This window comes from Microbacterium sp. Leaf159, assembly GCF_001423615.1.
Taxonomy (GTDB): domain Bacteria; phylum Actinomycetota; class Actinomycetes; order Actinomycetales; family Microbacteriaceae; genus Microbacterium.
Genome location: NZ_LMOU01000001.1, coordinates 1,616,680 through 1,635,282 on the forward strand (window position 1 = coordinate 1,616,680; position 18,603 = coordinate 1,635,282).

An 18,603-nucleotide genomic window follows, 5' to 3' on the forward strand; every position below is an offset into this window, starting at 1 on the left:
CAGCGGGGTCGTCGTCGACTCCGCATCACATGACTGGGGGCAACACCATGGCGAATCTCAACCCGTATCTCTCGTTCCGCACCGAGGCGCGACAGGCGATGGAGTTCTATCAGAGCGTGCTCGGCGGTGAGCTCGACATCAACGTCTTCGGCGAGTTCCCCGACATGGTCCAGAACCCCGACCAGAAGGACCTCGTGATGCACGCGCAGCTCACGACCGCCGACGGGCTCGTGCTCATGGCGTCGGACACACCCGACGGAATCCCGTTCGAGCCGCCGCAGGGCTTCTCGGTGTCGCTCAGCGGCAACACCCAGGAGCGCACTCAGGCCGTCTGGGACGCGCTGGCCGACGGCGCCGCCATCACGATGCCGCTCGACACCCCTCCGTGGGGTGGCACGTTCGGGATGCTCGTCGACCGCTTCGGCGTGCCGTGGATGCTGCACGGCGACCCGGAATGACCCTGCACCTCACAGTCGCTCGGCCCACTGCCGACCGGAATACGACCCGGTGACTGCGAGACCCCTCCTGCCGTGATCGGCAGAAGGGGTCTCAGGCGGTCGCTGCTCGGCTGTCGGATCAGCGCAGCGCCTTGGCCTCGATGAAGGCCCGGAGCTCGTGCTCGTCGTCGGCCATCTCGGTCGTGCGCTGCGGGGCGTCGAGCATCGTGCGCAGCTCGGACGAATACTCGAGCTCGACGCCGATCGCCTCACGGATCGTCTCGGCGAACTTCTGCGGCTTCGCGGTCTCGAGCACGAGCATCGGAACGCCGGGCTCGAGGTACTCGCGGGCGACCTTGACGCCATCAGCCGTGTGCGGATCGATGATGTCGCCCGACGCGTCGTACACCGCCTTGATGGTCGCGAGTCGGTCGTCGTGGGTGGAGGTTCCGCTGACGATGCCGAACTCCTCGACGAAACGCTCGAGGTCTGCGGTGAAGTCGAAGTACCCCTGCGTGTCGAGCTCCTGCCACGCGCTCACGACGCGAGCGGCATCGCGGCCGACGAGCTCGAAGATGAAGCGCTCGAGGTTCGACGCCTTCGAGATGTCCATCGACGGGCTCGACGTGGCGAGGGTCTGGGCCGCGCTGCGCGGACGGTAGACGCCGGTTCGGAAGAACTCGTCGAGGACGTTGTTCTCATTCGCTGCGAGCACCAGGCGACGGATCGGAAGACCCATCTGCTTCGCGAAGAAACCCGAGAGGATGTTGCCGAAGTTGCCGGACGGCACCGTGAACGACACCTCGGTCCAGCCGCCGGCATCCGTCGCACGCAGCCACGCCCAGAAGTAGTACACGACCTGGGCGGTGATGCGGGCGAGGTTGATCGAGTTGACCGCGCCGAGGTGCTGGGCGCGCTTGAAGTCCAGGTCGCCCGCGAGCAGCTTGACGAGGTTCTGGCAGTCGTCGAAGACGCCGTCGACCACGATGTTGTGGATGTTCTCGTCATCGAGCGAGAACATCTGCGCCCGCTGGAACGCGCTCATGCGCCCCTTCGGGGAGAGCATGAAGACCGAGATGCGATCCTTGCCGCGCAACGCGTGCTCGGCAGCGGATCCGGTGTCACCGGACGTCGCGCCGAGGATGTTCAGCACCGACCCCTTGCGCTCGAGCGCATACTCGACGACCTGGCCGAGGAACTGCATGGCCATGTCTTTGAACGCCAGCGTCGGCCCCTCGGACAGCCCCACGAGAGTGAGGTCGTCGCCGATCGAGCGCAGCGGCACGACCTCTTCGGGGAACGGCTCGTATGCTGCGGCCGTCATGCGCGCGAGATCGACACGGGGGATGTCGGTGGCGAAGAGCGCCAGCACCTCCGTCGCCAGCTGCGGGTAGGTCAGTGCACGCCAGCGCTCGAGCGTCTCGCCGTCGACCGTGGGCATGGTCTCGGGAACGGCCAGCCCGCCGTCGGGGGCGAGTCCTTCGAGCAGGGTCTCGCAGTACGGCAGCGGCTGCATGCCGCCTCGGGTGGAGATGTACTGCACGGGTACTCCTCGGATCGGAATCGGCACGGGACTTCCATTGTCGCAGGTGGCCGGGAGGTGATTGCGCGAACGACGAAGGGCCGTGATCAGAACAGTGAGGTGGGGAGCGCGCCCTCGTGCTCGAGCAGCCAGCGCTTGGTCGCCAGCCCCTGTCCCGGGGCGCCGCCGGAGTATCCTCCCAGCCCGTCGCCCGCGACGACGCGATGACAGGGCACGATGATCGGCACCGGATTGGCACCCATGATGGCGCCGATCCCTCTCGCGGGCACCTCGGTGCCGCTGCGCCGAGCGAGACCGCCGTAGGTCAGCGTCTCGCCATGCCCGACCGTCTCGTAGAGCGCGAGCAGCACCGCCCTGGTGGTGTCGGTCTGTCTGCCGAGATCGACGGGCAGGTCGAACTCCCGCAGCGCGCCGTCGAAGTACGCCGTCAGCTGGTCGAGCGCTTCTGCGAGAAGCGGATCCGGCTCCGCGTCCGTCTCGGCATCCGTCCGGGCCGGCGGATCCGAACGCCAGGTGACCCTCCGGATCGCCGTCCCGTCGCTGACGACGCCGATCTCGCCGATGGGAGAGAGCACGGTTCCGAACGAGGGCATGGCGAGAGGCTACCGCGCACCCCGCACAGCGGCGTGGACCTAGCGCCTTTGAGGTGTGGAGGCAATGGTATTCCGCTTCCGGTTCTCACCTCTTAGCGTGGAGCCCATCAACAGAATCAGGAGCCCTCATGACTGCGAAGACCCATACCGCGCATGACCACCAGCCCGTAGAAGGCCAGGCTCCCGTGAAAGCGCCCACGCCTGTCGAGCCCCTGTACGAACGCGTCGACCTCGACCGCTACGTCGTGCTCCACGAGGGGCCCGTCGGCTACGTGGAACACGTGCATCCGGTGTTCGTCTGCTACGTCGGACACCCGTATCACCAGGCCGACGAGGTCGCGCAGGTGCATGACTTCCATGACGCCGTGAACACCGTCCTGCACCGCGCCGTCGCGACTCGGCGCGCTCTGTGAGCCACGACGTCTGGCCCGGTTCGCCGTACCCCCTCGGGGCGACCTTCGACGGACAGGGCACGAACTTCGCGCTGTTCAGCGAAGGAGCCGAGAAGGTCGAGCTGTGCCTCTTCGATGACGACGGCACCGAAGAGCGCGTGCTCCTCGAAGAGGTCGATGCGTTCGTGTGGCACGGCTATCTGCCTTCGGTGCAGCCGGGCCAGCTCTACGGCTACCGCGTGCACGGCGCGTACGAGCCCGCGCAGGGTCAGCGGTTCAACCCGAACAAGCTCCTCCTCGACCCGTACGCCAAGTCGGTGGCCGGGCGCATCGACTGGGGTCAGCCGCTCTTCGGATACGACTTCGGCGATCCCGACTCGCGCAATGACGAGGACTCGGCCTCCACGATGGTCAAGGGCGTCGTCATCAACCCGTTCTTCGAGTGGGCCGGCGACCGCCTCCCCAAGACGCCGTACGCGCAGACCGTCATCTACGAAGCCCATGTGAAGGGCCTCACCGAACTGCACCCGGACGTTCCCGAAGAGCTGCGCGGCACCTACGCGGCGATCGCACACCCGTCGGTCATCGAGCACCTCGTGCATCTGGGGGTCACCGCGATCGAACTGATGCCGGTGCACCAGTTCGTGTACGACTCCACCCTGCTGGAGAAGGGCCTGACGAACTACTGGGGCTACAACACCCTCGCGTTCTTCGCGCCGCACAACGACTACTCGTCCAGCGGACAGCACGGTCAGCAGGTGCAGGAGTTCAAGGCGATGGTGCGCGCTCTGCACGCCGCGGGCATCGAGGTCATCCTCGACGTCGTCTACAACCACACCGCCGAGGGCAACCACATGGGCCCGATGCTCTCGATGAGAGGCATCGACAACGAGGCGTACTACCGCCTCGAAGAGGACCGTCGGTACTACACCGACTACACCGGCACCGGGAACAGCCTCAACGCGGGCAACCCGCACGCGCTGCAGCTGATCATGGACTCGCTTCGCTACTGGGTCACCGAGATGCACGTCGACGGCTTCCGCTTCGACCTCGCCTCGACTCTCGCACGCGAGTTCTACGACGTCGATCGCCTCGCTGCGTTCTTCGAGCTGGTGCAGCAGGATCCGATCGTCTCTCAGGTGAAGCTCATCGCCGAGCCGTGGGATGTCGGCCCCGGCGGGTACCAGGTGGGCAACTTCCCGCCGCAGTGGACCGAGTGGAACGGCAAGTACCGCGACACCGTGCGCGACTTCTGGAGAGGAGAGCCGCAGGCCCTTGGCGAGTTCGCCTCGCGTCTGACGGGCTCCGCCGACCTCTACGAGCACTCGGGCAGACGCCCGGTGGCATCCATCAACTTCGTCACGGCGCACGACGGCTTCACGCTGCGCGACCTCGTCTCGTACGACGAGAAGCACAACGACGCGAACGGCGAGGACAACAACGACGGCGAATCCCACAACCGCTCGGAGAACAACGGAGTGGAGGGGCCGACCGACGACGAGGCGGTGAACCGCATCCGCGCCCGGCAGCAGCGCAACTTCCTGGCGACGCTGCTGCTGTCGCAGGGCGTGCCGATGATCGCGCACGGCGATGAACTCGGTCGCACGCAGGACGGCAACAACAACGGCTACGCCCAGGACAACGAGCTGACCTGGGTCGACTGGGATGCTGCGGATCGCCCCCTCGTCGAGTTCACCGCTGCGGTCGCCAGGCTCCGCCGCGCGCATCCGACCTTCCGGCGCAGCCGCTTCTTCGACGGACGCCCGGTGCGCTCCGAAGACGGCGAGCGTGTGCCCGACGTGGTCTGGCTCCGCCCCGACGGCCGACGGATGCAACCGGAGGACTGGGACTCGGGCTTCGGCCTCGCGATCGGCATGTTCCTCAACGGTCAGGGCATCCGCGAGAAGGATCGCCGCGGCCGACCGGTCGCGGATCAGAACTTCCTGATCTATTTCCACAGCGGGGCGGAGGCGATCGACGCCGTGCTTCCCGACGACCGCCACGGACTCGCCTGGGAGGTGGCGATCGACACCGCCTCAGACCGAGCCGGTGGCACGCCTCTCGATGCGGGATCTCCCGTGACCCTCGAGGCCCACTCCCTGCTGGTGCTGCGTGAGGTCGACCAGACCGAGGTGCCGACGGACGACTCGGTCGAGGCCTCCCTGCGCATCCAGACCGAGCGCGCCGAGACGCCCTCGCCCGCACCGAGCCCGGAGCTGCCTCGATGACCCGACGCCCTCTCTCGACGTATCGGCTGCAGATCAGGGCGGGCTTCACGCTCGACGACGCCGCGGCGGTCACGGACTACCTGGCCGACCTCGGCGTCTCCTGGGCGTACCTGTCGCCACTGCTCGCGGCCGTGCCAGGCTCCGACCACGGATACGACGTCGTCGACCACTCCCGGATCGACGACGCCCGCGGTGGCCCCGAGGGCCTGGTCCGGTTCGCCGCCTCCGCACGCGCGGCGGACCTCGGCATCCTCGTCGACATCGTCCCGAACCATGTCGGGGTCGCGATCCCCCGCGCCAACCCCTGGTGGTGGGACATGCTGCGGCTCGGTCGCGCATCGCGGCACGCGGTGGCCTTCGACGTCGACAAGACGGTGTCAGAGGGTCGGGTGCGACTCCCGATCCTGGGGTCCTCCCCCGCCGAGGTCCTCGCCGCAGGGGAGATCGTGATCGACACGACCCCCGCGGACGATGCTCCCGACGGGACCCTGAGTTACTTCGATCATGTTCTGCCGCTGGCTCCTGGAACAGGAGCCCTGGCGGAGGATCTCCCTGCTCTGCTCGACGCCCAGCACTACGAGCTGCGGTTCTGGGAGGATCAGAACACCGACCTCGACTATCGCCGCTTCTTCGCCGTGTCGGAGCTGGCGGGGATCCGGGTCGAGCTTCCGGACGTGTTCGACGAGTCGCACCGGGAGATCGCGCGGTGGATCACCGACGGACTCGCCGACGGACTGCGGGTGGACCACCCGGACGGGCTGGCGCACCCCGGCGACTATCTGGAACGTCTCGCCGACGCGACCGGCGCCGCCTACACCCTGGTCGAGAAGATCCTGGAGCCCGGCGAGGAGCTGCCCTCCTGGTGGCGCACCGACGGCACGACCGGCTACGACGCGCTGGTCGAGATCGATCGGGTCCTGATCGACCAGTCGGGCGTCGACGAACTCGACGCCCTCGACGCCCGGTTGCGCGCCGAGACCGGTCTGCCGGTCGCGCAGCCGTGGCACGATCTGATCCTCACCACGAAGCGGAAGGTCGCCGACGAGATCCTGCAGTCCGAGATCCGCCGACTGGTGCGCGCGCTGCCGTTCGGCATCGTCGGAGCGGAGGATGCTCTGACCGAGATCGTCGCGAGCTTCCCCGTCTACCGGGCGTATCTGCCGGCGGGACGCGAGCATCTGCAGCACGCGATCGATGACGCCGCCCGCCGACGGCCCGATCTCGCCGAGTCGATCGCCGAGCTCGCGCCGCTGCTCTTCGACACGACGCTCGAGGTCGCGGAGCGGTTTCCGCAGGTCACCGGAGCGGTGATGGCGAAGGGCGTGGAGGACACCGCGTTCTACCGCTTCACCCGGCTGGGCACGCTGACCGAGGTCGGCGGCGACCCCTCGATCGGGTCTCTCTCGGTCGAGTCTTTCCACGATGCCCAGCGGTCGCGACTCGCCTCATGGCCGCACTCGATGACCACGCTGTCGACGCACGACACGAAGCGCTCCGAAGACGTGCGTGCCCGGCTGTCGGTGCTCGCCGAGGTGCCTGAGCGCTGGTCCGAGACGCTGACGGAGCTCCGCGCCGTCGCCTCGACCGGACACGGCCCCCTCGACGCGCTCCTGTGGCAGGCGGTCGTGGGAGCGTGGCCCGTCTCGACCGAGCGACTGACCGCCTATGGGCTGAAGGCCGCTCGCGAGGCCGCCGAGGGCACCGGATGGCAGCACCCGGACGCCGAGTTCGAGAAGGGCGTCACGGCGATCGCCGAGGCCGCCAACGGCTCCGCGCGAGACATCGTCGAGCGGTTCGTGAACGAGATCGTCGCCCCCGGCCGCGTCAACTCGCTGTCCGCGAAGCTGCTCCAGCTTGCGGCGCCCGGCGTTCCCGACGTCTACCAGGGCACCGAGCTGTGGGACCACTCGCTCGTCGACCCCGACAACCGTCGACCGGTCGACTTCGCCGAGCGGTCCGCACTGCTCCGCCTCCTCGACGAGGACGCCGCCCGCGGCATCCTCCCTCCGATCGACGACTCCGGACTCGCGAAGATGCTCGTCACCTCGCGGACTCTGCGCCTGCGCCGCGACCACGCCGACCTCTTCCACGGCTATCGCCCCGGTGCGATCGCCGGAGAGGCGGCCGACCACGCGATCGCCTTCGATCGCGGCGGAGTGCTCGCCGTGGCCACTCGCCTGCCGGTCGGTCTGGCGCGTCGGGGCGGATGGGGAGACACCGTGCTGATGCGGCCCGACCTCGCCGCTGTCGATGTGCTGACGGGCCGACGCGTCGACGGCGGTCCTGTTCCGCTGGCGGAGCTGCTCGACACCTATCCGGTCGCGCTCCTGGTGGAGGAACGATGATCTCGGTCTGGGCACCGCGCGCGAAGACCGTGCGGCTGCGGCGCCTGACCCCCGCGTGCGTGCTGATCTCCGAGCACGACATGACGCCGACCTCGGCGGAACCGGGATGGTGGAGCAGCGACGTCCCGATGTCCGAGGGCGAGCGCTACGGCTTCCTGCTCGACGGGAGCGATGACCTTCGGCCCGACCCCCGGTCTCGGCGACAGCCTCGCGGTGTGCATGGACCGTCCGCGCTGTTCGACGCCGCACGTTTCGAATGGACCGACACGAGCTGGGCGGGTCGAGCGCTCGAAGGCGGAGTGATCTACGAGCTGCACGTGGGCACCTTCACGCCGGAGGGGACCCTCGACGCGCTGATCGGCCGCCTCGACCACCTCGTCGGGCTCGGGATCACGCACATCGAGCTGCTCCCGGTCAACGCGTTCAGCGGCACGTGGAACTGGGGCTACGACGGAGTGCTCTGGTACGCCGTGCACGAGGCCTACGGCGGCCCCGCCGGATATCAGCGCCTCGTGGATGCGGCGCATGCCCGCGGCCTCGCAGTGATCCAGGACGTGGTCTACAACCACCTGGGCCCGAGCGGCAACTACCTGCCCGAGTTCGGGCCGTACCTGCGCGACGGCGAACACACCTCCTGGGGCGAATCGGTGAACCTCGACGAGCCCGCGGTGCGCGAGTACATCATCGAGAACGCTCTGATGTGGCTGCGCGACTTCCACGTCGACGGGCTGCGTCTCGACGCGGTGCACGCCCTCCACGACGACCGCACTCCGCACATCCTGCACGAGCTCGCCGAACGCGTCGATGCACTCTCCGCTCAGGTCGAGCGACCGCTCAGCCTGATCGCGGAATCCGACCTGAACGACCCGACGCTCATCCTGCCCCGCGAAGCCGGCGGATACGGGCTCACGGCGCAGTGGTCGGATGACTGGCATCACGCGGTCCATGTGGCCCTCACCGGTGAGACCGACGGCTACTACGCGGACTTCGCCGCACCGGATGCCGTCGCCAAAGTGTCGGAGGGCGGCTTCTTCCACGACGGCACGTACTCCTCTTTCCGCGGCCGCACGCACGGTGCTCCCCTGCCAGCGAACGTGCCCGCCTGGCGCCTCGTCACCTTCGCACAGGATCACGACCAGATCGGCAACCGGGCCGCCGGCGACCGGCTCGCGGCCTCGCTGTCGCCCGGGCGCCTCGCCGTCGCCGCGGTGCTCACGCTGACCGCCCCGGGAACGCCCATGCTGTTCATGGGCGAAGAGTGGGGCGCATCGACGCCCTGGCAGTTCTTCACCTCGCACAAGGAGCCGGAGCTCGCCCGAGCCACCGCCGAGGGGCGCATCGCCGAGTTCGCGCGCATGGGCTGGGACCCGGCACTCGTGCCCGATCCGCAGGATCCGGCGACGTTCGAGCGCTCGCATCTCGACTGGAACGAGCTCGGCGACGGGCCGCATGCTCAGCTGCTCGACCTCTACCGCCGCCTGATCTCGCTGCGGCAGGAGCGCGACGAACTCACTGATCCCGACATGGCGCACACGACCGTCGCGGTGTCGCATCGGGATGCGGCCCCGGATGCCCGCGCGTACCGCATCGACCGCGGACGCCTCTCGGTGCTCGTCAACCTGACGGCGGACGAGGTCGAGTTCGACCTGGAACCGGATGCCCGAGTGCTGCTGGAGACAGCACCCGGCCGGATCATGGCCCGCACGATCTTCGTCCTGCCGGAGTCGGCGGTGATCGTCGGCCCGCCCGACTGATCGACGTCACCCCGCGGCGAGCGCCTTCGCGAAGCAGAGCGAGAGGTCGCTCTGCACGTAGTGACCGTAGCGCGGGATCGGCGCGTACCCCTCACGCTCGTAGAAGCGCACTGCGTCCGGCTGCGCCGTGCCGGTCTCGAGCACCAGGCGTCGGAGGCCGAGTTCATCGGCCGCCCGCTCGAGAGCGCTGAGCAGCGCGGTGGCGGCTCCCGTTCCGCGCGCCTGCGGAGCGGCGTACATCCGCTTGATCTCCGCGACGCCTTCGCCCAGCACATGGTCATCGAGCGGGCGCAGGCCACCGCACACGATCGCCTCTCCGTGCGGGTCTCGCGCGAGCAGGAACACCGGCACATCCTCGGCCGAGGGGATGACGCCGGGCTCGTGATCGTCGCTGCCGTACCGAGCGTCGAGCTCAACTCGCTGGGCTGCGCGCAGCCGCTCGGCATCCGGGTGGGTCCAGGCCACGCGCTCGATCGTCACACTCGTCATCAGTCGTTCTCCTTCGCTCCCTCGTCCGTTCGCAGAGCCACGCTATCGATCCGGAGTTTCGGCGATGTTGCCGACTTCGAGTTCAGGTTTCGCTGAATTCAGGATTTTCTGTACTGTTGTGGTGTGACTCTCACGGCCTCCCCCACCCACACCGCCGCCGTCGCCCGGCTGGGACACGCGCTGTCGGACTCGACGCGCGCGTCGATCCTGCTCGCGCTGCGCGAAGAGCCCGCATATCCCTCGGATCTCGCCGAGCAGCTCGGCGTGAGTCGGCAGCTGCTGTCGAACCACCTGGCGTGTCTGCGCGGGTGCGGTCTCGTCGAGAGCATCCAGGACGGCCGGCGCAGCCGATATCAGCTCGCGGATCCGCACCTCGTCCCGGCACTCGACGCACTGCTGCAGGTCATGCTGGTCGTCGAGCCCGACTGCTGCGACGGCGAAGGGTGCACCTGCTGATGACCACGATTGCCCCGAGCTCTGCCCGTCGGGCGACGCTGCACCGTCGCATCCGGCTCATCGTGGCGTTCACGATCGTTTACAACGTCATCGAGGCGATCGTCGCGATCACGGCCGGATCCGTCGCGTCCTCCGCCGCGCTCATCGGCTTCGGCCTCGACTCGAGCATCGAGGTGCTGTCCGCCGCCGCGGTCGCCTGGCAATTCACCCGCCGCGACCCCGAGCGGTGGGAGAAGCCGACGCTGCGGGTGATCGCCGTCGCCTTCTTCGCCCTCGCGATCTACGTCGTCGCCTCCTCGGCGCTCTCCCTGATCGGCGGTGACCGCCCCGCACACAGCACGGTCGGCCTCGTCCTCACCGCCGTGAGCGTCGTCGTCATGCCTCTCGTCTCCCTCGCGGAGCGACGCGCAGGGCGCGAGGTCGGCTCGGCCACCGCGGTCGCCGATTCGAAGCAGACGCTGATCTGCACCTACCTGTCGGCCGCCGTGCTGATCGGTCTCGCGCTCAACAGCCTGTGGGGTTGGTGGTGGGCGGATGCCGTCGCGGGACTCGTCATCGCGATCTTCGCCGTGCGCGAAGGCGTGGAGGCGTGGAAGGGCGACGCGTGCGCCACCTCGGTGGGCATGATCCTCGAGGACGGACATGACCACGAGCACGAGCACGAGGATCACCACTGACCTCACGATCTGCGGTGACTTTCGACGGCCGCGTCACGATTCCCGCATCCCCGGGTCTTGCTTGTGAGACCTGAAGTGAGCCTGGGGGACATGTGCTCGCTCCACGTCTTGGGCCGCACTCTCCCCTTTCTGAGCGGCTCGCGGGTGGGGCATCTCCCACGGCCCCACCCGCACTCCCCTCCCTGAGGCGCTGCGATGCGATGAGCCGAGCCGCTCAGATCCAGCCGCGCTCCTCGGCGAGCAGCACGGCCTGCTGCCGGGTTCCGACCGACAGCTTCGCGAGCACGGCCGAGATGTGATTGCGCACCGTCCCGGGGGCGAGCGACAGCGCCTTCGCGATCTGACCGGTCGTCTGACCACGGCGGCCTGCGCGCAGCACGTCGAGTTCGCGGTCGGTGAGCGGGGATCGTTCGTCGCTCAGGGCGTCGGCCGCGATCTCCGGATCGACGTACCGCGCACCGGCTGCGACCCTGCGGATCACGTCGGCGACCTGATCGGCGCCACGCGACTTCGGCAGGAAGCCGGAGACGCCGGAGGCGAGCGCCCGACGCAGCACACCGGGACGGGCGTGCCTCGTCACCACGACGCACCGGGTGGCGATCGCCCTGTTCAGCCTCTCGGCCACTTCGACGCCGTCGAGTCCCGGCATCTCGAGATCGAGCAGGCACACGTCCGGCGTCAACCTCAGAGCCTCGGCGAGCGCCTGCTCTCCGTCTTCGCACTCGGCGACGACCTCGATGTCGCCCTCCAGCCGCAGCAGGGCGGCAAGCGCGGAACGGATCATCCCCTCGTCGTCGGCCAGAAGCACCCGGATCATCGCGATCCTCCTCGGTCGGCGGACGCACCCTCGTCCGCGGGAACCGTGACCACGACCGCGAAGTCGCCGCCCTCGTCATGGATCTCCAGGGTGCCGCCCGCCTCGGCGATGCGCCGCCTGACGCCGTCGAGCCCCGAGCCGACCGGCTCCCCCGCGGCTTCGGCATCCACGTCGTTCGCGACTTCATAGCGCCATCCCTCCGGCACTCTCTTCAGCGTGAGCCGCGCGTGGCGTCCGGCACCGTGCCGCAGGACGTTGGTGGTCGTCTCGCGGATCACGGGCCCGAGAGCGGATGCCGGTGCGTCGTCGGCATCAGCCGCGATCTCCGCCTCCACTGCGAGGCCCGCGGCACTGAGGAGGTCCCGCGCGTTCGCCACCTCGTCGCCCAGCGGCACCGAGCGGAACCGGGTCGCGAGATCGCGCGTGCCCTGCCGCGCCTCATCGACGCTCACCCTCGCGGCCTGCAGCTGTTCGAGTGCCGCATCAGGATCGAGCCCCATGAGTCGCTCGGCCAGCTCGAGCTGCAGCGCGATCACCTGCAGGTGGTGTCCCTGCAGATCGTGCACGTCGGTGGCGACGCGAAGTCGCTCCTGGGTCGCGGCGAGCCGCGATTCTGAGGCGCGCGCCCGATCGAGCGTGACCAGGACGTCCCACCACCACAGAGAGCTCACCGACATCGCCGGGATCAGGATCGCGTACAGTGCCGGCAGCCACCCCGGCGCACCGGGCTCCATGGCACCGCGGGCCCCGTCGATGAACGCCAGGCAGAAGAGCAGCACGGTCGTGAGGACCACGATCCGCACCCGCACGCCCTTCGGCCAGTTGAGCAGCACGACCGACTGCGCGATCGGCATGAGCGCGAGTAACCAGCTGTCGGTCACGAAGCCCGCCAGCGCGCCATAGGCGGCGGCGATCAGCAGCGGAAGAGCGATGCGCGTCCACGGGATCCCCGGGTCGGCGTCGACCCGGTGCCGATACGCCCACAGCAGGATCGCGGTCGACAGCCACCAGACGATACCCCCGGCGCCGACGACCACCGGCGCGGTCGCGTCACCCGGCGAGGCGAACGCCTCGAGCGTCCACACCAGCACCAGGAACAGTTCGAGGAACACGACGGCCGAGAACGTGTACCACCAGGTCGCGGTGATGCCGCGAGCCAGCTGCCGGGCTCCGAGCGACGGGTCGCCGGGTGGCTCGACCAGCGGGGATGTGCTCTGCATGCCCCCACGATACGGGCGTGACACATGTCACGGATGCCGTGGACGAACCACCCGGAAACGAGTGACGCCCCGACACTGCCGCCGGGAGCGGAGGAGCGGTGGACTGGATACATCGCGGCGGAGACACCGGCGCTCAGACCATAGGAGCAATCCCATGAACCTCATCGAGACCTTCCAGGGCTTCGTCGCCCAGGTTCCCGAACTCGTCCAGCCGCTCATCGTCGCCCTCGCGGGTGCCATCCCCTTCATCGAGGGTGAGGGTGCCGTCTCGATCGGCATCATCGGCGGCATCCACCCCGTCGTCGCTGCCATCGCGGCGATGGTGGGCAACTTCCTCTGCGTCGCCGTGCTCGTGATCGCGAGCTCGGGTGCCCGCACGGCGATCGTGAACCGCAATCGCAGCCGTGAGGCCGTGCTGGCCGGAACGAGCGGCGGCGCGGTCGAGTCGACCGCCGCGGAGTCCGAGCGCGGCGGGGCACGCAAGGAGAAGTTCCAGCGGGCGTTCGAACGCTACGGCGTTCCCGGCGTGAGCCTCCTGGGTCCACTGCTGCTCCCGACCCAGTTCACCGCCACGATGCTCGCCGCCGCCGGCGTGGGCAAGGTCCGCATCCTGATCTGGCAGGCCGTCGCCATCGTCGGCTGGACCACGATCGTCGCCGTGATCGTGGGCAGCGCCGTGTACGCGATCCGCTGATCGGGCGAATCACAGCGGAGCAGACGCACGCAGCGCCTGGAACACAGCAGCGGGTGGCCACCGACCGGTGATCACCCGCTGCTGTGTGCGTGCGGCTGTCAGCGTCGTGCGACGCCCGACCGCCGCTTCACCGAGACCGCGGTCGCGAGCCCACCGCCGACGATCAGTGCGGTCGCGAGGGCGAGGAAGCCCGACCCGTCGCCGCCGCCCGTCAGCGCCAGCTCGCCAGGAGTCGTGGCAGACGCGGGCGTGCGAGTCGGGGTCGGAGTGGAAGACGGCGACGGTGTCGGGGTCGGCTCCACGACCGGAACCGGGTTCGCGACGTTGGTGAGGGTGAGCGCCACACCGGCTGCTGCTCCGGGCGTCACCTCGTAGGTGCCGTTCCCGGCATCGACGACTCCGTCACCGGAGATCGTCCACGTGCCCCAGGTCACTCCCTCGACGACGGGAAGATCGATCTCCTCGATCACGAAGGTCGATCCGAGGGGAGCACGCTCACTGACGATCGACTGTCCGACGGGCACGACCATCGTCTTGGCAGGGACGTCGGCCCCCTTCACCGAGTACCGCACGGTGTACGTCGCCGCTTGGGCCGCAGCAGCCTGCGGCCCGGTCAGCGCCTTCGAGATCGAGAAGCTCGTGTACGTGACCCCGGTGCCGTCGCCGCCACCCGACTCGGTGATCGTGTGGGTGGCCGACGTCGCGACGGTGTCGACGACGGCATGGTTGCCGAAGACGTCGCCCTTCACGACCGGACCGTCTGCCTGCGTGTAGTAGAGCAGCTCATATGCGAAGCCGCCTGCCGGCAGCCCGGTCGCGGCGAACTCGAAGGACTGGCCGTCGGCGGCGAAGACGATCTGATACTTCGACGGATCGACGATGCTCCACTTCCCGACCTGCACCCCGTTCTCGACGGCGCGCTGGCTCAGCCGCACCTCACCGGTGTAGTGATGATCGGCGAGACCGGGGTCGAGCGTGTCGGTGATCGTGAAGGCGCCGTCGCTCGCGAACCCGCTCGGGACTCCGACGACCCACTTGAGCCGCCCGTCGGTCGCGGTCTCGCCACCGTACTTGTAGGGCTCCTCCTGCTCTGTCGGGTCGACGGGCACGATGCCGCCGTCACCCGGAAGGTCGACGATCTCGACCGTGTCGCCGAGGTCGAACTCGACCGTCTCGTTCGTCGTGGACTGCGAGGCACGTGCCTGCATCCAGAAGGTCCCCCCGACGTCTTCCTTGCCGTTGACGGCCTCGGTCAGGGTGCACACCATGTCAGGCCCTTGACCGGCGCCGACCACGCAGTTCGCCATGATCTCGCCGGTGGCGGGATCGGAGACGGTGAACTCCCCCGCGGAAAGTCGGCTGAACTCCGCCGGCAGCGTCATGCCGAACGTCTCGCCGGCCTGCGCACCGGACGGGACTCCCCACTCTCCCGAGATGTGCACGGTCTCCCACTGCTCCAGTGGACCACCGCCGTTCTCCGCCTCGAGCGACAGGTTGCCGATCGCGCCCGGATAGGTCACAGTCGGCGCTGCCGCAGCCGGCAGAGCCGCCCCCAGCATCCCGATCACGCCCATGATCATCCCCACGATGATCGCGACGGACTTTCGGCCTCGCGGCGTCTTCTTCTCCCCATCGATCGGCTTCCCGCGGCCGATCGTCCTTCCGTACGCGCGCACGGCAGTGTTCTCCCCAGTCATCGTCATCCCCAGTCCGATTTCGAGTCGCTCCCAGTCGCGACTCATCTAAGAGATCAGACAATGGCGATCTGATTACGGCGTTACCGGAATACAGCACCGATATACCGGCACAGCAGGTGTCTGCAGAAGGGCGGATCCCCGGTCTCTCAGCGCACCGCGCCCGTCGTCAGCCCACCGACGAGCCAACGCTGGAAGAACACGGCGGCGGCGAAGACCGGGATCACGCCGATGAACGACGCCGCCGCGATCTTGCCGAAGTGCGGCGTGCGGTCGCCGTAGAAGAGCGACAGCGCCACGGGGAACGTCTGCGCGTCCACGCTCTGCGTGAGGAAGGTCGCGAGCAGGAACTCGTTGTAGTTGAGGATCGCGACGATGATCCCGATCGCGACGAGGCTCGGCAGCAGCAGAGGGACGACGACGGACCAGAGCATCCGCAACGTCCCCGCGCCGTCGATGCGCGCCGCCTCCTCGATCTCGACCGGCAGCCGACGGATGAATCCCTCCAGCAGCCAGACAGCGACCGGGACGTTGACGAGGGCGTACACGAGCGTCAGGCCGAGGAGCGTGTTGTTGAGACCGACCGCCCGCAGAAGCGTGAGCAGCGGCACCACGGCGACGATAGGAGGGAGCAGCCACGGGCTCATCAGGGTCGCACCCAGCGTGCGCCCGCCGGCATTGTGACGGACGATGGCCCAGGCTCCAGGGACGGCGATGACCAGCGAGACCAGGGCGCCGCCGACCGCGGCCGCGAGCGAGTTCAGGATCGACCGGGGGATGTCGGTGGCCAGCACATCGCCCCAGTTCTCCCAGTGCGGAGCGGCGCTCCACAGGACTCCCGAGACCGTCTCGTCGCGCCCCATCAAAGACACCGAGAACAGGTAGGCCAACGGGACGAGGGTCACCGCGAGCGCCACGAAGAGCACGGTGCTCGCGACGGGCCGCAGCCGGGTGCGTCGCTCAGTCATGTCGGGCCCTTCGTGCGAAGACCGCCACCACAAGGGTCACCGCGGTGACGATGACCGCGAACACGAGGGTGATCGCGGAGGCGCGGCCGATGTCGAACTCCTTGAGAGCGACCTGCTGGATGAGATAGGTGGTCACGGTCGAGGCCTGACCGGGTCCACCCGACGTCATCACGAACACGAGGTCGAAGACCTTCAGCGCGATGACGAGCCGGATGAAGAGCGCGGCGATCACCGTGCCCGCGATCGCCGGCCAGGTGATGTGCCGGAACAGACCGGCTCCATGGGCCCCGTCGAGGGATGCGGCCTCCCGCACCGAAGGATCCTGCGTGAGGAGCGCGGCGTACACGAGGATCACGATCAACGGGGTCCACTGCCAGACATCGGCGAGCCCGATCGCGGGGAGCGCCCACGCCGTCGTCGAGAGAGGCGCGAGCGACAGGCCGGGCAGCACGGTCGCGAGCAGTCCGCCGCCGGGGTTGAAAACGAGCTTCCACAGGGTGCCGACCACCACCGGCGGGGTGATCAGCGGCAGCAGGAGCAGCGTGCGCACGACGGCGCCCGCTCGCGTCGCCCGCTCCAGTGCGACGGCGATCGCGACCCCCAGCACGACGCTGACGACGGCCACCACGACGGCATAGGCGACCGTCCGCCCGAACGACGCGACGACGTCGGCATCCGCGAGGATCGCCTCGAGGTTCGCGGTGCCGACCCACTCCTGGAAGGGCCGCCCGAGCGTCGAGTCGGTGAACGCCGCCGCGAGGATGAACACGAGCGGATACGCGCCGAGCACGATGATCGACAGGATCGTCGGCGCCGTGAGCAGCCGTGCGGTGCCCGATCGCGCGCGGCCGCCCGCCCGTCGCGGCACTCGGCCGGACGCGCGGGCGGCACTCACGCGGATCGCGGAGGCGTCAGCCAAGGATCTCTTCCCACTCGGCCTGGACGCGGTCGAGGGTCTCTTGTGCGGTACCCCCGTCGCCCGCGATGAGCTTCGCCAGCTCGTCGGTGAGGATCTGCGCGGCCTGCGAGGCGTTCTCGCCCGTGGGCCAGGCGAGTGATCCGCTCAGCGTCGTGCGGTTGACCCGCTGCAGGTCGGGGTACGTCTCGCCGTAGGCCTCGCTCTCGAGCGACGACTCGCGGTTCGGGTCGATGCCGGTCTGCGGGTCGGCGACGATCAGCTCGGAGTTGACCTCGCTGGACGCGGCGTACTCGATGAACGCCTTCGCGAGATCGGTCTTCTCGGTGTTCGCCGCGATCACCCAGGTGAATCCGGCCACCAGCGACGCGCGCGCCTCGGTGTTGTCCCCGCCGACGGGAAGCGTCGTCACGCCCCACTTGCCCGCGACCTTCGAGTCGGGGTTCGTCTCCGACCCCACCCCGAGGTCGGTCCAGTTCTCGATGAAGCCGACCTTGCCGTCGTACCAGGCGCCGTTGCCGACTCCGAAGTCGGTCTCGGCAGCCGTCGGGAACGCGTAGGGCACGGCATCCACCAGCGCCTCCGCGGCGGCGACGGCCTCCGGGGAGTTGATCGTGGGCTTGCCGTCTTCATCGACGAACTCGCCGCCGAAGCCCGCCAGGCGGTTCGCGTAGGCGGCGCCGAGGATCAGCGGCGACTTCTGACCGAAGATCGCGGAACCGTAGACGCCCTCGTCACCCTCGTTCTCGGTGATCGTCTTCACGTCGGCCAGGTACTCGTCCCAGGTCGCCGGCGGCTCGGTGATGCCGTTCCGCTCGAGGATCTCCTTGTTGTAGAACAGCACGTGGGTGTCGCCGTCGAAGGGCAGACCGTAGCGGCGGTCGCCGACCAGCGTGTACGGGTCGTTGATCGAGGGGATGAAGTCGTCCTCCTCGAGCGAGGGGGTGTCGGCGATCCAGTCGGTGAGGTCCTGGATGGAGCCGCCCTCGGCGAGGTCGCCGATCGAGACGTACCAGGGAGCCGCGACGTCGAACGTGTTGGCACCCGACTGCTGGTCGAGGGCGAGGGTCGAGCCGATCTCGTCGTAGGGCACGATCGTGAGGTTCACCTCAGCGCCGGTCTCCTCTTCGAAGTGCTCCTTGAGCCAGTTTCCTGCGCCCTCGTGCGACGTGATGAGCAGCGCGTTGAGGGTCTGGCCCGAGAAGTCGCCGTCCGCGCCCTCGCCACCGGACTCGGGCGCCTGAGCGGCGCAGCCGGCGATCACGAACGTCGCGGCCGTCAGGGCGGCAGCACCGAGAAGGAGGCGGCGTCGGCCGCTGCTCGGAAGGAAGGACATGGGGGCTCCTCAGGCGTCGGGTCGGGGAAGCGATCGGCGCTCAG

At 68.8% G+C, this 18,603-nt stretch carries 17 protein-coding genes; 8 read left to right on the forward strand and 9 right to left on the reverse strand.

What is annotated here, in order from left to right; translation table 11 throughout:
- Positions 1-29 precede the first annotated feature (29 nt).
- Positions 30-458, forward strand: a complete 429-nt coding sequence (locus ASF80_RS07750) for a VOC family protein (protein WP_235559908.1) — start codon at positions 30-32, stop codon at positions 456-458.
- 118 nt (positions 459-576) lie between these two features.
- Here the strand turns inward: ASF80_RS07750 and thrC are convergent, their stop codons facing one another.
- Entirely contained in the window at positions 577-1,980 is a 1,404-nt protein-coding gene (thrC, locus tag ASF80_RS07755; protein WP_056309507.1) for a threonine synthase, read from the reverse strand.
- Positions 1,981-2,066: 86 nt separating this feature from the next.
- Positions 2,067-2,573 carry a methylated-DNA--[protein]-cysteine S-methyltransferase gene (locus ASF80_RS07760; protein ID WP_056309509.1) on the reverse strand — a complete coding sequence of 169 codons (507 nt, stop codon included), beginning with the start codon at positions 2,571-2,573 and terminating at the stop codon, positions 2,067-2,069.
- 128 nt (positions 2,574-2,701) lie between these two features.
- On the opposite strand from ASF80_RS07760, the gene ASF80_RS07765 reads away from it, so the two are divergent.
- Genes ASF80_RS07765 through treZ form a run of 4 tightly spaced genes read left to right on the forward strand, consistent with a single transcriptional unit; the run spans position 2,702 to position 9,292 of the window.
- Positions 2,702-2,986 carry a hypothetical protein gene (locus ASF80_RS07765; RefSeq protein ID WP_056309513.1) on the forward strand — a complete coding sequence of 95 codons (285 nt, stop codon included), beginning with the start codon at positions 2,702-2,704 and terminating at the stop codon, positions 2,984-2,986.
- On the forward strand, positions 2,983-5,193 hold the full coding sequence (glgX, locus tag ASF80_RS07770) for a glycogen debranching protein GlgX (RefSeq protein ID WP_056309515.1): 2,211 nt from the start codon (positions 2,983-2,985) through the stop codon (positions 5,191-5,193). Before ASF80_RS07765 ends, glgX begins: the two co-directional genes overlap by 4 nt.
- Positions 5,190-7,538, forward strand: a complete 2,349-nt coding sequence (treY, locus tag ASF80_RS07775; protein ID WP_056309517.1) for a malto-oligosyltrehalose synthase — start codon at positions 5,190-5,192, stop codon at positions 7,536-7,538. Before glgX ends, treY begins: the two co-directional genes overlap by 4 nt.
- Positions 7,535-9,292, forward strand: coding sequence for a malto-oligosyltrehalose trehalohydrolase (gene treZ, locus ASF80_RS07780; protein ID WP_056309519.1), 1,758 nt, complete (start codon positions 7,535-7,537; stop codon positions 9,290-9,292). Before treY ends, treZ begins: the two co-directional genes overlap by 4 nt.
- A gap of 6 nt (positions 9,293-9,298) precedes the next feature.
- On the opposite strand, the gene ASF80_RS07785 is transcribed toward treZ, so the two are convergent.
- Positions 9,299-9,781, reverse strand: a complete 483-nt coding sequence (locus tag ASF80_RS07785; protein WP_056309522.1) for a GNAT family N-acetyltransferase — start codon at positions 9,779-9,781, stop codon at positions 9,299-9,301.
- A 123-nt stretch (positions 9,782-9,904) separates the two neighbouring features.
- Here ASF80_RS07785 and ASF80_RS07790 point away from each other — a divergent pair, with 123 nt between their 5' ends.
- Positions 9,905-10,237 carry an ArsR/SmtB family transcription factor gene (locus ASF80_RS07790; RefSeq protein ID WP_200934749.1) on the forward strand — a complete coding sequence of 111 codons (333 nt, stop codon included), beginning with the start codon at positions 9,905-9,907 and terminating at the stop codon, positions 10,235-10,237.
- On the forward strand, positions 10,237-10,914 hold the full coding sequence (locus tag ASF80_RS07795) for a cation transporter (protein ID WP_056311914.1): 678 nt from the start codon (positions 10,237-10,239) through the stop codon (positions 10,912-10,914). Before ASF80_RS07790 ends, ASF80_RS07795 begins: the two co-directional genes overlap by 1 nt.
- 214 nt (positions 10,915-11,128) lie before the next feature.
- Here the strand turns inward: ASF80_RS07795 and ASF80_RS07800 are convergent, their stop codons facing one another.
- Positions 11,129-11,731, reverse strand: a complete 603-nt coding sequence (locus ASF80_RS07800; RefSeq protein ID WP_056309526.1) for a response regulator transcription factor — start codon at positions 11,729-11,731, stop codon at positions 11,129-11,131.
- The gene (locus tag ASF80_RS07805) at positions 11,728-12,951 is read right to left on the reverse strand and encodes a sensor histidine kinase (RefSeq protein ID WP_056309528.1); all 1,224 of its coding nucleotides are present in this window, start codon (positions 12,949-12,951) and stop codon (positions 11,728-11,730) included. The genes ASF80_RS07800 and ASF80_RS07805 overlap by 4 nt, the downstream gene beginning before the upstream one ends.
- Positions 12,952-13,105: 154 nt before the next feature.
- On the opposite strand from ASF80_RS07805, the gene ASF80_RS07810 reads away from it, so the two are divergent.
- A complete protein-coding gene (locus tag ASF80_RS07810) occupies positions 13,106-13,645 on the forward strand; it encodes a hypothetical protein (protein ID WP_056309530.1) in 540 nt (179 codons plus the stop codon).
- 98 nt (positions 13,646-13,743) lie between these two features.
- Here ASF80_RS07810 and ASF80_RS07815 read toward each other — a convergent pair whose 3' ends face one another.
- The 4 genes from ASF80_RS07815 to ASF80_RS07830 all read right to left on the reverse strand — a co-directional run bounded on the left by ASF80_RS07815 (position 13,744) and on the right by ASF80_RS07830 (position 18,559).
- A complete protein-coding gene (locus ASF80_RS07815; RefSeq protein ID WP_157520999.1) occupies positions 13,744-15,342 on the reverse strand; it encodes an Ig-like domain-containing protein in 1,599 nt (532 codons plus the stop codon).
- A 146-nt stretch (positions 15,343-15,488) separates the two neighbouring features.
- The gene (locus ASF80_RS07820) at positions 15,489-16,307 is read right to left on the reverse strand and encodes a carbohydrate ABC transporter permease (RefSeq protein WP_056309536.1); all 819 of its coding nucleotides are present in this window, start codon (positions 16,305-16,307) and stop codon (positions 15,489-15,491) included.
- On the reverse strand, positions 16,300-17,226 hold the full coding sequence (locus ASF80_RS07825) for a carbohydrate ABC transporter permease (RefSeq protein ID WP_056309538.1): 927 nt from the start codon (positions 17,224-17,226) through the stop codon (positions 16,300-16,302). Before ASF80_RS07825 ends, ASF80_RS07820 begins: the two co-directional genes overlap by 8 nt.
- Positions 17,219-18,559, reverse strand: coding sequence for an ABC transporter substrate-binding protein (locus ASF80_RS07830; RefSeq protein WP_056309541.1), 1,341 nt, complete (start codon positions 18,557-18,559; stop codon positions 17,219-17,221). Before ASF80_RS07830 ends, ASF80_RS07825 begins: the two co-directional genes overlap by 8 nt.
- Positions 18,560-18,603: the final 44 nt, after the last annotated feature.

Excerpts from the sequence above, each read along its gene's own strand:
- ASF80_RS07750 (WP_235559908.1), top strand. The coding sequence starts at position 30 with ATGACTGGGGGCAACACCATGGCGAATCTCAACCCGTATCTCTCGTTC.
- ASF80_RS07760 (WP_056309509.1), bottom strand. The coding sequence starts at position 2,573 with ATGCCCTCGTTCGGAACCGTGCTCTCTCCCATCGGCGAGATCGGCGTC.
- ASF80_RS07765 (WP_056309513.1), top strand. The coding sequence starts at position 2,702 with ATGACTGCGAAGACCCATACCGCGCATGACCACCAGCCCGTAGAAGGC.
- treY (WP_056309517.1), top strand. The coding sequence starts at position 5,190 with ATGACCCGACGCCCTCTCTCGACGTATCGGCTGCAGATCAGGGCGGGC.
- treZ (WP_056309519.1), top strand. The coding sequence starts at position 7,535 with ATGATCTCGGTCTGGGCACCGCGCGCGAAGACCGTGCGGCTGCGGCGC.
- ASF80_RS07785 (WP_056309522.1), bottom strand. The coding sequence starts at position 9,781 with ATGACGAGTGTGACGATCGAGCGCGTGGCCTGGACCCACCCGGATGCC.
- ASF80_RS07795 (WP_056311914.1), top strand. The coding sequence starts at position 10,237 with ATGACCACGATTGCCCCGAGCTCTGCCCGTCGGGCGACGCTGCACCGT.
- ASF80_RS07800 (WP_056309526.1), bottom strand. The coding sequence starts at position 11,731 with ATGATCCGGGTGCTTCTGGCCGACGACGAGGGGATGATCCGTTCCGCG.
- ASF80_RS07805 (WP_056309528.1), bottom strand. The coding sequence starts at position 12,951 with ATGCAGAGCACATCCCCGCTGGTCGAGCCACCCGGCGACCCGTCGCTC.
- ASF80_RS07810 (WP_056309530.1), top strand. The coding sequence starts at position 13,106 with ATGAACCTCATCGAGACCTTCCAGGGCTTCGTCGCCCAGGTTCCCGAA.
- ASF80_RS07815 (WP_157520999.1), bottom strand. The coding sequence starts at position 15,342 with ATGACTGGGGAGAACACTGCCGTGCGCGCGTACGGAAGGACGATCGGC.
- ASF80_RS07820 (WP_056309536.1), bottom strand. The coding sequence starts at position 16,307 with ATGACTGAGCGACGCACCCGGCTGCGGCCCGTCGCGAGCACCGTGCTC.
- ASF80_RS07830 (WP_056309541.1), bottom strand. The coding sequence starts at position 18,559 with ATGTCCTTCCTTCCGAGCAGCGGCCGACGCCGCCTCCTTCTCGGTGCT.